The organism is Streptomyces smaragdinus (assembly GCF_009604385.1).
Lineage (GTDB): Bacteria > Actinomycetota > Actinomycetes > Streptomycetales > Streptomycetaceae > Streptomyces > Streptomyces smaragdinus.
Genome location: NZ_WEGJ01000074.1, coordinates 1 through 13,124, shown reverse-complemented (window position 1 = coordinate 13,124; position 13,124 = coordinate 1). Strand labels below are relative to the sequence as shown.

9 protein-coding genes are annotated in these 13,124 nt (G+C 72.3%); all 9 read left to right on the top strand.

Annotated features, from left to right (window positions below):
- Positions 1 to 206 precede the first annotated feature (206 nt).
- The 9 genes from SRB5_RS35165 to ftsZ all read left to right on the top strand — a co-directional run bounded on the left by SRB5_RS35165 (position 207) and on the right by ftsZ (position 12,463).
- Positions 207 to 1,964, top strand: a complete 1,758-nt coding sequence (locus SRB5_RS35165; RefSeq protein WP_194293124.1) for a peptidoglycan D,D-transpeptidase FtsI family protein — start codon at positions 207 to 209, stop codon at positions 1,962 to 1,964.
- 9 nt (positions 1,965 to 1,973) lie between these two features.
- Positions 1,974 to 3,638 carry a UDP-N-acetylmuramoyl-L-alanyl-D-glutamate--2,6-diaminopimelate ligase gene (locus SRB5_RS35160; RefSeq protein WP_153457837.1) on the top strand — a complete coding sequence of 555 codons (1,665 nt, stop codon included), beginning with the start codon at positions 1,974 to 1,976 and terminating at the stop codon, positions 3,636 to 3,638.
- Positions 3,635 to 5,047, top strand: a complete 1,413-nt coding sequence (locus tag SRB5_RS35155; RefSeq protein ID WP_153457835.1) for a UDP-N-acetylmuramoyl-tripeptide--D-alanyl-D-alanine ligase — start codon at positions 3,635 to 3,637, stop codon at positions 5,045 to 5,047. Before SRB5_RS35160 ends, SRB5_RS35155 begins: the two co-directional genes overlap by 4 nt.
- A complete protein-coding gene (gene mraY, locus SRB5_RS35150) occupies positions 5,044 to 6,114 on the top strand; it encodes a phospho-N-acetylmuramoyl-pentapeptide-transferase (protein WP_153457834.1) in 1,071 nt (356 codons plus the stop codon). Before SRB5_RS35155 ends, mraY begins: the two co-directional genes overlap by 4 nt.
- Positions 6,111 to 7,517 carry a UDP-N-acetylmuramoyl-L-alanine--D-glutamate ligase gene (gene murD / locus SRB5_RS35145; protein WP_323379020.1) on the top strand — a complete coding sequence of 469 codons (1,407 nt, stop codon included), beginning with the start codon at positions 6,111 to 6,113 and terminating at the stop codon, positions 7,515 to 7,517. Before mraY ends, murD begins: the two co-directional genes overlap by 4 nt.
- Positions 7,518 to 7,594: 77 nt before the next feature.
- Positions 7,595 to 8,920 (top strand): putative lipid II flippase FtsW, encoded by a 1,326-nt coding sequence (gene ftsW / locus SRB5_RS35140; RefSeq protein ID WP_153457832.1) that lies wholly within the window; start codon positions 7,595 to 7,597, stop codon positions 8,918 to 8,920.
- Between the two features lie 35 nt (positions 8,921 to 8,955).
- Positions 8,956 to 10,050 carry an undecaprenyldiphospho-muramoylpentapeptide beta-N-acetylglucosaminyltransferase gene (murG, locus tag SRB5_RS35135; RefSeq protein ID WP_323379019.1) on the top strand — a complete coding sequence of 365 codons (1,095 nt, stop codon included), beginning with the start codon at positions 8,956 to 8,958 and terminating at the stop codon, positions 10,048 to 10,050.
- A 10-nt stretch (positions 10,051 to 10,060) separates the two neighbouring features.
- Entirely contained in the window at positions 10,061 to 10,843 is a 783-nt protein-coding gene (locus tag SRB5_RS35130; RefSeq protein ID WP_153457828.1) for a cell division protein FtsQ/DivIB, read from the top strand.
- 402 nt (positions 10,844 to 11,245) lie between these two features.
- Positions 11,246 to 12,463 carry a cell division protein FtsZ gene (ftsZ, locus tag SRB5_RS35125; protein ID WP_323379018.1) on the top strand — a complete coding sequence of 406 codons (1,218 nt, stop codon included), beginning with the start codon at positions 11,246 to 11,248 and terminating at the stop codon, positions 12,461 to 12,463.
- Positions 12,464 to 13,124: the final 661 nt, after the last annotated feature.

The window sequence follows — 13,124 nt, the reverse complement described above, 5'->3', positions numbered from 1 at the left end:
CCCGTCGGTGTAGAACAGCAGCCGGTCGCCGCCCTGGAAGCGGAAGCGGTACGCCTCGGGCGACGGATGCAGGCCGAGGGGCGGGCTGACGGCGTGCGGCTCCAGTAACCGCACCCGTCCGCCGCCCCAAGGCACCGGCACCCGCCCTGCGCCTGGCCAGCCCGCGCCCGAGGCTCCGCCTGGTCAGCCTGGGCCTCACGCTCGTCATGCTGATCTTCACCGTCCGGCTGCTCCAGGTGCAGGCCGTCGACGCCGCCGCGTTCGCCGAGAAGGCCAAGGTCAACCGCCTCGTCCCGCTCACCCTCGCCGCCGAGCGGGGCCGGATCACCGACCGCGACGGCGTGGAGCTCGCCGCGAACGTCGACGCGTACGACATCACCGCCGACCCGTACCTCTTCACCCCCGGCCAGGCAAAGACCCCCGACGCCCCGAAGCAGGCGGCCCGGCTGCTGGCGCCCGTCCTGGGCAAGGACGAGGCGGAGCTGGCCAGGCTGCTGGCGAAGCCCGACACCCGCTGGGTGCGCCTGGCCCGGCTGCAGTCGCCGCAGACCTGGCAGCAGATCCAGCGGATGAAGACCGAACGCGCCGAGGACGGCGCCCCCGGCAACGTCCTGGCCGGTGTCTTCGCCGAGCGCAAGAGCAAGCGCGTCTATCCGAACGGCGACCTCGCCGCCGGGATACTGGGCTTCGTCAACACCGAGGGCAAGGGCGGCGCCGGTGTGGAGAGCGCCCTGAACGAGGAGCTCGCCGGCAAGGACGGCAAGCTCGTCTACGCCCAGTCCGCCGGCCGCCGCGTCCCCACCGCCGGCTCCCGCGAGCAGCCCGCCGAACCCGGCTCCGACGTCGAGCTCACCATCGACCGCGACATCCAGTGGGCGGCGCAGAGCGCGATCACCGACACGGTGAAGAAGTACCGCGCCGAACGCGGCTACGTCGTCGTCCAGGACAACCGCACCGGCGAGATCCTCGCCATGGCCAACGCGCCCGGCTACGACCCCAACGACCTCTCCCGGGTCACCGCCGAGCAGCTGCCCAACTGGGCCGTCGAGGATGTCTACGAGCCCGGCAGCGTGAACAAGGTCATCTCCATGTCCGCCGTCCTGGAGGAGAACGCCGCCACCCCGCTCACCCGGGTCGTGGTGCCCAACCGGCTGCCGCGCGCCGACCGGGCCTTCGGCGACGACCACGACCACGAGACGTACTATCTGACGCTCGCCGGCGTGCTCGCCAAATCCAGCAACATCGGGACGATCCTGGCGGTCGAGCAGCTCGGCAAGGACCAGCGGACCGCCAACCGGGTGCTCTACTCCTATCTGCGCAAGTTCGGCCTCGGCCGCCCCACGGGCCTGGACTTCCCCGGCGAGAGCGCCGGACTGCTCGCCCCGCCGCAGAAGTGGGACGCCGCCCAGCAGTACACGATCCCCTTCGGCCAGGGCCTGTCGATCACCGCCCTGCACGCCGCGTCCGTCTACTCCACCATCGCCAACGACGGCGTACGGATCGCCCCGACCCTCGTCCGCGGCCGGCAGGGCGCCGACGGCCGCTTCGTCGCCGCCCCCGAACCCGAACGGCGGCAGGTGGTGTCGAAGAAGACGGCGAACACGGTGGCCAAGATGCTCCAGTCCGTCGTCGACGACCGCGAGGGCACCGGCGTAGGCGCCCGGATCCCCGGCTACCGCGTCGCCGGCAAGACGGGCACCTCCAACCGCGTCGACCCCAGGACGGGCCGCTACCACGGCTACACCGCCTCCTTCGCGGGCTTCGCGCCCGCCGACAACCCCCGGGTCACCGTCTACTGCGCCGTCCAGGACCCCAAGCGCATCGGGCACTACGGCGGCCAGATCTGCGGCCCCGTCTTCAAACAGGTGATGGAGTTCTCCCTCAAGACCCTGCAGGTGCCGCCCTCCGGCGCCGAGGCCCCCGGATTTCCGGTGACCTACGATCCGCACAAGAAAACCGACTGACCACCCGCTATGAGCACCTCGCACCCCGCGCCGGACCCCTCGGCCGCGACCCCCGCACCCCCCGTACCCCCGGCAGGGGGTACGCTCACCGCCGTGCCCCACCCTGATCAGTCCCGCCCCGGAGCCCCCCGGCCCGAGCGCAGCACCCCGGTATCCCTGCGGGAGCTCGCCGCGGCCCTGGGGAGCAGCGGCCCCGACCCCGACGCCGGCGTCACCGGCATCACGCACGACTCCCGGGCGGTGCGTCCCGGCGACATCTACGCCGCCCTCCCGGGCGCCCGGTTCCACGGCGCCGACTTCGCCCCCCAGGCCGCCGACAGCGGGGCCGTGGCGATCCTCACCGACCCGGCCGGCCGCTCCCGCGCCGCGGACACCGGCCTGCCGGTCCTCGTCACCGGCGATCCCCGGGGCCGGATGGGCGCCCTGGCCGCCACGATCTACGGCGACCCCGGTTCGGCCCTGCTGCAGATCGGCATCACCGGTACGTCGGGCAAGACGACCACCGCCTACCTCGTCGAGGGCGGACTGCGCGCCGCCGCCGAGAAGAACGGCGCCGGCCCCACCGGCCTGATCGGCACCGTCGAGACCCGCATCGGCGACGAACGGCTGAAGTCCGAGCGGACCACGCCGGAGGCCACCGACCTGCAGGCGCTCCTCGCGGTGATGCGTGAACGCGGCGTCGGCTCCGTGGTGATGGAGGTCTCCAGCCACGCGCTGGTCCTGGGCCGGGTGGACGGCTGCGTGTTCGACGTCGCGGTCTTCACCAACCTCAGCCCCGAACACCTCGACTTCCACCCGGACATGGAGGACTACTTCCGGGCGAAGGCGCAGCTGTTCACCCCCGCGCGCTCGCGCGCCGGGGTCGTCAACGCCGACGACCCGTACGGCGTACGGCTGGCCGCCGAGGCCCGTACGGCCGGCTACCCCGTCGCCACGTACTCCGCCGAGGGCCACCCGGACGCCGACTGGCGGGCCGCGGACGTCGAGGTGGGGCCGCTGGGCTCCGCGTTCACCGTCCTCGGGCCCGGCGGTGTCTCCGTACGCGCCGAGGCCCCGCTGCCCGGGGCGTTCAACGTCTCCAACACCCTCGCCGCGATCGTCGCCCTGGTCACCGCCGGCGTCGACGCGCAGACCGCCGCCTCCGGCGTGGCCGCCGTGCCCGGGGTCCCCGGCCGGCTGGAGCGGGTGGACGCCGGCCAGCCGTACCTCGCGGTCGTCGACTACGCGCACAAGCCCGACGCCGTCGACTCCCTGCTCCGCGCGATCCGCAGGGTCACCGAGGGCAGGGTGCACGCCGTGCTGGGCTGCGGCGGCGACCGCGACCCGCACAAACGCCGGCCCATGGGCGCCTCCCTGGCCCGGCTGGCCGACACGGCGATCCTCACGTCCGACAACCCCCGCTCCGAGGACCCCCTGGCGATCCTCGCCGAGATGCTGGCGGGCGCCGCCGAGGTCCCCGTACACGAACGCGGCGAGGTCCTGGTGGACGCCGACCGTGCCGCCGCCATCGCCGCGGCCGTCTCCCGCGCCGCCGCCGGCGACACCGTGGTCGTCGCCGGCAAGGGACACGAACTGGGCCAGGACATCGCGGGTGTGGTCCGCCCCTTCGACGACCGGCAGGTCCTGCGCGAGGCCATCGAGGCGAGCGCGGGGACCGCAGGAGGACAACATTGATCCGGCTCACCCTCGGCGAGATCGCCGAGCTGACCCACGGCCGCCTCGACGGCGGAGCGGACCCGTCCGCCCAGGTCACCGGGCCCGTGGTGCACGACTCCCGGCAGGTGGTGCCCGGCGCGCTGTTCGCCGCGCTCGCCGGTGAGCGGGCCGACGGGCACGACTTCGCCGACCAGGTCACCGCGGCCGGAGCCGTCGCCGTACTGGCCACCCGGCCCGTCGGCGTACCGGCCGTCGTGGTCGGCGACGTGATCGAGGCCCTGTCGGCGCTGGCCCGCGAGGTCGTCGCCCGCCTCGGCGTCACGGTCCTCGCGCTCACCGGATCCACCGGCAAGACCTCGACCAAGGACCTCATCGCGCAGGTACTCCCGCGCCTGGGCCCGACGGTCGCCACCTACGGCTCGTTCAACAACGAGATCGGCCTGCCGCTCACCGCGCTCAAGGCCGAGGAGTCCACCCGGTACCTGGTGCTCGAGATGGGCGCCCGCGGCATCGGCCACATCCGCCACCTCACCGGACTGACCCCGCCGCGGCTGGGCCTCGTGCTGAACGTGGGCGCCGCCCACGCCGGCGAGTTCGGCGGCCGGGACAAGACCGCGCAGGCCAAGGGCGAACTCGTCGAGGCCCTCCCGGCGGACGGCGTCGCGGTGCTCAACGCCGACGACCCGCTCGTGCGGGCCATGGCCTCGCGGACGAAGGCCCGCACCGTGTTCTTCGGCGAGGCCGCGGACGCGGACGTACGGGCCTCGGACGTACGGCTGAGCGACGACGGACGCCCGCTGTTCACGCTGCATACCCCCAAGGGGCACGCTGACGTGATCATGAAGCTGTACGGTGAGCACCACGTGTCGAACGCGCTCGCGGCCGCCGCCGTGGCCCACGAACTGGGCCTGCCGGCGGAGGAGATCGCCGCCGCCCTGAGTGAGGCCGCTCCGGTCTCCCGCTGGCGGATGGAGGTCACCGAACGCGCCGACGGTGTCACGGTCGTCAACGACGCCTACAACGCCAATCCCGATTCGATGCGGGCCGCCCTGCGCGCGCTCGCCGCGATGGGACGGGCCGCCCACGAGAAGGGCGGCCGCACCTGGGCGGTGCTGGGTGAGATGGCCGAGCTCGGAGACGAGTCCATGGCCGAGCACGACGGGGTGGGCCGGCTCGCGGTCCGGCTCAACGTCAGCAAGCTCGTCGCGGTGGGCGGCCGGGAGGCCGCCTGGCTGCAGATGGGCGCTTACAACGAGGGTTCGTGGGGTGAAGAGTCGGTGCACGTGTCCGACGCCGCGGCGGCGATCGAGCTGCTGCGCAGTGAGTTGCGTCCGGGAGACGTCGTGCTCGTAAAGGCATCCAGGTCCGTGGGCCTGGAGAAGGTCGCCGCGGCCCTGCTGGAGGGCGAGGAGGTGGCCGCCCGATGAAACAGATCCTCTTCTCCGGGGCGCTCGGCCTCATCTTCTCCCTGATCGGCACCCCGCTGCTGATCCGGCTGCTGGCCTCGCGCGGCTACGGCCAGTTCATCCGGGACGACGGCCCGCAGGCGCACCACAGCAAGCGCGGCACGCCCACGATGGGCGGTATCGCCTTCATCCTGGCCACGCTCGTCGCGTACGCGCTGACCAAGCTGATCACCGGCAGCCAGCCGAGCTTCTCCGGACTGCTGGTGCTGTTCCTGATGGCCGGGATGGGCCTGGTCGGCTTCCTCGACGACTACATCAAGATCGTCAAGCAGCGCAGCCTCGGTCTGCGGGCCAAGGCCAAGATGCTGGGCCAGCTGATCGTCGGTGTCACCTTCGCGATCCTCGCGCTGAACTTCAAGGACAGCCGGGGCCTGGCGCCGGCGTCCACCAAGCTGTCGTTCGCGGAGGACTTCGGGGTCTCCATCGGCCCGGTGCTCTTCGTGATCTGGGCGCTGTTCATGATCCTCGCCATGTCGAACGGCGTGAACCTCACCGACGGCCTCGACGGTCTGGCCACCGGCGCCTCCGTGATGGTCTTCGGCGCGTACGTCTTCATCGGCGTCTGGCAGTACCAGGAGTCCTGCGTCAACGCCGCCGACCTCACCAACCCGGCCGCCTGCTTCGACGTCCGCGACCCGCTCGACCTCGCCGTCGTCGCCGCCGCGCTGATGGGCGCCTGCTTCGGCTTCCTGTGGTGGAACACCTCACCGGCGAAGATCTTCATGGGCGACACCGGCTCGCTCGCCCTCGGCGGCGCGCTCGCCGGTCTGGCGGTCGTCTCGCGCACCGAGCTGCTGCTGGCGATCCTCGGCGGTCTGTTCGTCCTGATCACCATGTCGGTCGTCATCCAGGTCGGCTCGTTCCGGATGACCGGCAAGCGGGTCTTCAGAATGGCGCCCCTGCAGCACCACTTCGAGCTCAAGGGCTGGAGCGAAGTGCTGGTGGTCGTCCGGTTCTGGATCGTCCAGGGCATGTGCGTGATCGTGGGTCTGGGCATCTTCTACGCGGGATGGGCGGCCGGTAAGTGACCGCGCCGGAGTTCGGGGGCAAGCACGTCACCGTCGCCGGGCTCGGGGTCACCGGTGTGCCCGTCGCGCGGGCGCTGCACGGGCTGGGCGCGGTCGTCACCGTCGTCAACGGCGGCGACGACGAACGCGCCCGCGCCCAGGCGGCGGAGCTCACCCCGCTCGGCATCACCGTGCGCCTCGGCGACGGCGCGAGCCTGCCGCCGGGCACGGAACTCGTCGTCACCACGCCGGGGTGGAAGCCCTCCAGCCCGCTGTTCGCCGCCGCCGAGGCCGCCGGGGTGCCCGTCTGGGGCGACGTCGAGCTGGCCTGGCGGCTGCGGGGACCGGGGGCGGCGGCCTGGCTGGCGGTCACGGGGACCAACGGCAAGACCACGACCGTACGGATGCTCGCGTCGATCCTCGAGGCGGCGGGACTGCGTACGGCCGCCGTCGGCAACATCGGCGTACCGCTGATCGACGTGGTCCTCGGCGAGGAGACGTACGACGTCCTCGCCGTCGAACTCTCCAGCTACCAGCTCCACTGGGCGCCGTCCCTGCGCGTCCACTCCGGCGCCGTGCTCAACCTGGCGCCCGACCACCTCGACTGGCACGGCTCGATGGAGGCGTACGCCGCCGACAAGGGCCGGATCTACGAGGGCAACCGGGTCGCCTGCGTCTACAACGCCGCCGACCCCGCCACCGAGGCCCTGGTCCGCGAGGCCGACGTCGAGGAGGGCTGCCGGGCGATCGGCTTCACCCTCGGCACACCCGGGCCGTCACAGCTCGGCGTGGTCGACGGCCTGCTGGTCGACCGGGCGTTCGTCGAGAACCGGCAGAAGAGCGCCCAGGAGCTCGCCGAGGTCGCCGACATCAACCCGCCCGCCCCGCACAACATCGCCAACGCCCTCGCCGCCGCGGCGCTCGCGCGGGCGTACGGGGTCGAACCAGCCGCCGTCCGCGCGGGCCTGCGCGCCTTCAGCCCCGACCCGCACCGCATCGAGTACGTCGCCGAGGTCGACGGCGTCACGTACATCGACGACTCCAAGGCCACCAACACCCACGCCGCCGAGGCCTCCCTGGCCGCCTACCCGCACATCGTGTGGATCGCCGGCGGCCTGGCCAAGGGCGCCGGCTTCGACGACCTCGTCACCGGCGCCGCCCCCCGGCTGCGCGGCGCGGTCCTCATCGGCGCCGACCGCGCCCTGATCCGCGAGGCCCTCGAGAAGCACGCCCCCGGGGTGCCCGTGACGGACCTCGACCGCACCGACGAGGGCGCGATGGCCGCCGCGGTGGCCGCCGCCGCGGAACTCGCCGAGCCCGGCGACACGGTGCTGCTGGCGCCGGCCTGCGCGTCGATGGACATGTTCACCAACTACAACGTCCGCGGCGACGTCTTCGCCCAGGCGGTCCGCGCCCGCCGGTGACCCGGCGGCGTGCCCCCGGGCCGCGTCCGCGGCGTACGTCCTAAGCTCCCTGAGTACGGTCCAGGAGGGGAGACGTCATGCCACGGGGGCAAGCAACGGGGCGGGTTCGCGGTACCGCGGCCCCCGCCCCGCGGGCGGCGGCGCCGCCGGGGGCGCGGGTCAGCCCGGCCGTACGGCGGCTGCAGGGGCTCGTCGCACGCGTCAGACGGGCCTGGGACCGGCCGCTCACCGCGTACTACCTGCTGCTCGGCGGGAGTCTGCTCATCACCGGCCTCGGCCTGGTCATGGTGTTCTCCGCCTCGCAGATCCAGGCGCTGCGCTGGGACCTGCCCTCCACGTACTACTTCCGCAAGCAGTTCACCGCCGCCGCCATCGGCACGGTGCTGCTGCTCCTCGCCTCCCGGATGCCCGTACGGCTCCACCGGGCGCTCGCCTACCCGATCCTCGCCGGGTCGGTGTTCCTGATGGCCCTCGTGCAGGTGCCGGGGATAGGGCAGGAGGTCGGCGGGAACACCAACTGGCTCTCCTTCGGCGGCCCGTTCCAGCTCCAGCCCAGCGAGTTCGGCAAGCTGGCGCTCGTCCTATGGGGTGCTGATCTGCTGGCCCGTAAACACGACAAGAACCTGCTCACCCAGTGGAAGCACATGCTGATCCCGCTGGTCCCGGCCGCGCTGCTGCTCCTCGGACTCATCATGCTCGGCGGCGACATGGGCACCGCCGTCGTCCTGGCCGCGATCCTCTTCGGCCTGCTGTGGGTGGCCGGTGCGCCGACCCGCCTCTTCGCGACCGTCCTGGGCGCCGGCGCGTTCATCGCGCTCATGCTGGTCAAGGGCAGCGAGCACCGGATGGCCCGGCTCGGCTGCATCGGCGCCACCGACCCCGGGCCCAACGACATCTGCTGGCAGGGCCTGCACGGCATCTACGCGCTGGCGTCCGGCGGCTGGTTCGGCTCCGGCCTCGGAGCAAGCGTCGAAAAATGGGGTGAACTACCCGAACCGCACACCGACTTCATCTTCGCCGTGACCGGGGAGGAACTCGGCCTCGCGGGTACGCTGTCGGTCCTCACCCTGTTCGCGGCTCTAGGCTATGCGGGTATCCGCGTGGCCGGACGCACGGAGGACGCCTTCGTACGGTTCGCCGCGGGTGGGGTGACCACCTGGATCACGGCGCAGGTCGTGGTCAACATCGGTGCGGTGCTGGGCCTGCTGCCCATCGCCGGCGTCCCCCTCCCGCTGTTCTCGTACGGGGGGTCGGCCCTGCTGCCGACCATGTTCGCGATCGGCCTGCTGATCGCATTCGCCCGCGACGAACCAGCGGCGCGTGCGGCACTGGCCATGCGGCAGCCTGTCGTACGCACCAGGCTGGCCGGGATGGGACGTAAGTCGAAGCGACGGCGGGGCTGACCGGGCCCCTCCGTCCAAGAGAGCGGTGGAATTCGGTGCATGTCGTACTCGCCGGCGGTGGAACCGCCGGCCATATCGAGCCCGCAATGGCCCTCGCGGACGCCCTGCGGCGGCACGACCCGACGGTCGGCATCACCGCACTGGGCACCGAGCGCGGACTCGAGACCCGGCTGGTGCCCGAACGGGGCTACGAACTCGCCCTGATCCCGGCCGTCCCGCTGCCCCGCAAACCCTCGGCGGACCTCATCACCCTGCCCGGCCGGCTGCGCGGCACGATCAAGGCCACCGAGCGCATCATGGAGGAGCGCAAGGCGGACTGCCTGGTCGGCTTCGGCGGCTACGTGTCGCTCCCCGGCTACTTCGCCGCGCGCAGCCTCGGTACGCCCATCGTGGTGCACGAGGCCAACGCCCGCCCCGGACTGGCCAACAAGATCGGCTCCCGCTTCACCAAGCACGTCGCCGTCTCCACCCCGGACAGCCAGCTGCGCAACGCCCGCTACGTCGGCATCCCGCTGCGCCGCTCCATCGCCACCCTGGACCGCGGCGTGATGCGCGGCGAGGCGTGCCACTACTTCGGCCTGAACCCCAGCCTGCCGACGCTGCTCGTGTCCGGCGGCTCGCAGGGCGCCCGGCGGCTCAACGAGGTCGTCCAGACCGTCGCCCCGTACCTCCAGCGCGCCGGGGTGCAGATCCTCCACGTGGTCGGCCCGAAGAACGAACTGCCGCCGGCGGACAATATGCCGGGAATGCCGCCCTATATCCCGGTACCGTATGTGGACCGGATGGATCTCGCGTACGCCGCGGCCGACATGATGCTCTGCCGCGCGGGCGCGATGACCGTCGCCGAGCTCTCCGCCGTCGGACTGCCGGCCGCCTACGTACCGCTGCCTATCGGCAACGGCGAACAGCGGCTGAACGCCCAGCCGGTGGTCAAGGCCGGCGGCGGCCTGCTGGTGGATGACGCCGACCTCACCCCCGAGTGGGTGCGGGACCAGGTCCTCCCGGTGCTCAGCAACCGGCAGCGGCTGCACGACATGTCACGGTCCGCCGCCGAGTTCGGCCGCCGCGACGCGGACGATCTGCTGGTCCGGATGGTGTACGAGGCGATCGCCGCGCGCAGGGCGGCATAGGACGGGGACCATGGGCAGCGCTGCGGGGCCGGCCACCGCGAGACGGGACGACGAGGCACGCCCGCGTCCGCCCGCCCCCCGGCCCGCGCGGCGCCGCCCGGACCTGCGGCTGGTGCTCGCCGCGGCGGTGCTCGTCGCGGTCCTGGGCGGGTTCGCGGTCTGGGTGCTGTACGGGTCGCCGTGGCTGCGCGTGGAGAACGTGCGGGCGTCCGGCGCGGACGTCCTCACCGACGCCGAGGTGCTGGCCGCCGCCGGTGTGCCGCGCGACGTGCCGCTGGTGTCGGTGGACACCGGGGCGGTCGAGGCCAGGGTCCGGCAACGGCTGCCGCGCGTCGACTCGGTGACGGTCACGCGCTCGTGGCCGCACGGCATCCGGGTCTCGGTGACCGAACGGGAGCCGGCCGTCCTGATGAAGGAGAAGGGGCGGTACGTCGAAGTGGACGCCGGCGGCGTGCGCTTCGCCACTGTCGCGGCGGCGCCGGCCGGGGTGCCGGTGCTCCGCCTCGACGCGCAGAACTCGCCCAGCCTGGAGCGCTTCGGCCTCGGCGCGCTGCGCCGCGCGGCCGTGACGGTGGCCGGGGACCTCCCGGCGGCGGTGCGGCACGAGACGCAGACCATCGAGGTCGGTTCATATGACTCCATCACGCTGGAGCTGCGGGACGGCCGTACGGTGATGTGGGGGAGCGCCGAGGACGGGGCGGCGAAGGCGAGGGTTCTGACGGCCCTTTTCGGGGCGGCGAAGGACGCCGATCACTTCGATGTGAGCGCTCCCGAGGCGCCGGCGGTGTCGTGAGCGCCCGGCCTCCCGCCCGTTTTGCGAATGTGCCCACCTCAGACGCGCTAAGCTGGCGGGTGGTTGACGCATCAGGAGAGTCAAACGTGCGTGACCGCACTGGCGTTGCCGACGCTCCGGGCCGGGTCCTTCCGGCTGGTGCGGAGCGTGTCAGTCCCGGTGATCCGGTGGATCGCGGGACTGTGTGAGCCAGGAATCCCCCCGGGTGATTGACGGAGGGAGCAGTCAAATAGGGTGAAAAGAAACCCGGGAAGTTGGGCGTGTTCATTGAACACGCGGGACTTGCCGACTTAGTGTCTCGTTTCGACAGCTCGAACGAGACGGTGAGTCAACCCTAAACCTCTGGATTAGGGTTCGGGTTCGTCCAAACGGCAACGTAACTCGAGGCGAGAGGCCTTCGACGTGGCAGCACCGCAGAACTACCTCGCAGTCATCAAGGTCGTCGGGATCGGCGGCGGCGGCGTCAACGCCATCAACAGGATGATCGAGGTCGGTCTCAAGGGCGTCGAGTTCATCGCGATCAACACCGATGCGCAGGCGCTGCTGATGAGCGACGCCGATGTCAAGCTCGACGTCGGCCGCGAACTGACCAGGGGCCTCGGCGCCGGCGCCAACCCGGATGTCGGCCGCAAGGCCGCCGAGGACCACCGCGAGGAGATCGAGGAGGTCCTCAAGGGGGCCGACATGGTCTTCGTCACGGCGGGCGAGGGCGGCGGCACGGGCACCGGCGGTGCGCCGGTGGTCGCCAACATCGCCCGGTCGCTGGGCGCGCTGACCATCGGTGTGGTCACTCGCCCGTTCACCTTCGAGGGCCGGCGACGGGCGAACCAGGCCGAGGATGGCATCGCGTCGCTGCGCGACGAGGTCGACACGCTCATCGTTATCCCCAATGACCGGCTTCTGTCGATCTCCGATCGCCAGGTGAGCGTTCTCGACGCGTTCCGTTCGGCGGACCAGGTGCTGCTCTCCGGTGTGCAGGGGATCACCGATCTGATCACCACACCGGGGCTGATCAACCTCGACTTCGCGGACGTCAAGTCCGTCATGTCGGAGGCGGGTTCGGCGCTCATGGGGATCGGGTCGGCTCGGGGCGACGACCGGGCGGTCGCCGCCGCCGAGATGGCGATCTCCTCGCCGCTCCTCGAGGCGTCCATCGACGGCGCGCGGGGTGTGCTGCTGTCCATCTCCGGCGGGTCGGACCTCGGGCTGTTCGAGATCAACGAGGCCGCGCAGCTGGTGTCCGAGGCCGCGCACCCCGAGGCGAACATCATCTTCGGTGCGGTCATCGACGACGCGCTCGGCGACGAGGTACGGGTCACGGTGATCGCGGCCGGCTTCGACGGCGGTCAGCTGCCGTCGAAGAACCGCGACAAGGCACTGGGTTCCTACGGCACCCGGGAGGACACCCCGGCCCCCGCCTCCGCGCCCCTGAGCCGCCCGGAGGACCGCCCCTCGCTGGGCTCCTACGGCTCCCCGACGCCGCCCCGCGAGGAGGAGCCCACCTCCGCCCCGGTCCCGGTGGCATCGACCCCGGACATCCCGGCTCCGTCGGTGCCGTCGGCGCGGCCGTATCAGGAGAGCGCGGCGGAGGAACTGGACGTCCCGGACTTCCTGAAGTAGGGGGGTCCCTGGCCTCCGTCGCCCCCGTCGCGCGGCGGTGTGCTTCGGTCTTTGTCTTCCGGTTGCGTCGGCTGACGCGCATCCGGCCTTCGGCCGGAGGCCTCAAACGCCGGCCGGGCTGGGGGTGGGTGTCTTGGCCTCGGGGTCGGTGTCTGGTCTGGCGGGGTGCGCCTGCTTCGGTCTGGGGGTCGGGGCCGCCCGACACACCTACGCGCGTACTGCCGCGTCGTGGTCCATTCGGGCGCGTTTCCCGTACGCGCGCAGGCGTGTCGAACGTCCCCTTACTTCCGTACGCGGCTACCGGATTGTCCCTGGTCACCGCCCCCTCCAGCCCGCCAACCGTGGGGAACTCCCCCGGAGCACAGGCCCTCGAACGGTCGCCCCCGCAGTCGTCGGCCCGGCGGCGCGCAGCGCCGACCCCCACTCCGCATCCGAAGCCGCGCCAGCGGCTTCCCCTCACTGCGAGGCGCGCAGCGCCCCGCCCCCTCGCTCCCTGCCCCAAGGCGCGCAGCGCCGCAGAAACACTCCGCATCCAAACCCACCCCACCGGCCCACCCCCACCAGGGCCACGCCACACCCACGACGGACTACGCCAGCCCCACCACCGTCCACCGCCGACACCACCCAGCGCCACACCCATCCCGCCACCGACACCGCCCAC